The sequence below is a fragment of the Paraburkholderia sp. EG304 genome (genome assembly GCF_046543485.1).
Classification (GTDB): Bacteria; Pseudomonadota; Gammaproteobacteria; order Burkholderiales; family Burkholderiaceae; genus Paraburkholderia; species Paraburkholderia youngii.
In genome coordinates, this window is the sequence record NZ_JBKGUA010000370.1 from 1 (window position 1) to 399 (window position 399).

At 57.9% G+C, this 399-nt stretch carries 1 protein-coding gene and 1 pseudogene; one reads left to right on the forward strand and one right to left on the reverse strand.

Annotated elements, in window-relative coordinates; genetic code table 11:
• A partial coding sequence (locus tag ACLFKU_RS44325) for a transposase domain-containing protein (protein WP_410853466.1) occupies positions 1-184 on the forward strand: 184 nt, incomplete at its 5' end.
• On the opposite strand, the pseudogene ACLFKU_RS44330 reads toward ACLFKU_RS44325, so the two are convergent.
• Positions 181-399: pseudogene (locus ACLFKU_RS44330) on the reverse strand (hypothetical protein); the annotation flags it as partial. The gene ACLFKU_RS44325 and the pseudogene ACLFKU_RS44330 sit on opposite strands and share 4 nt — an antisense overlap.

Here is a 399-nt window from a genome sequence, read left to right on the forward strand (position 1 = left end):
CGGTTCGCTTCGAGCCGGCAAACGAGCCGCAGCCATCATGAGTCTGCTACGTTCAGCGCAACTGAATGGGCACGAACCGCATGCCTACCTGAAGGACGTTCTCACCCGATTGCCGACTCAAAAGGCCGGCGACATCGCAGCATTGCTGCCTCATCGCTGGCAACCGGCGGATCCCATCCGCTAGTTCAGTTCGCCAAGACGGGTTTGCTGGCCGCTTACGGTGCAAAGATCGTATGCGGTGCAAAACAGCTCGTAAATGTCGCTTTCCCGAGCGCCGATGTGAATGCAACGCACAGGATCGTCGAGAAGCTCGGTCGACTGGCGCATATTCTCCAGCCATCGCCAGCTTTCCTTTTCCTCAATCGGTACGCGCGTGGGATTGATATGGCGCTTGAGCTC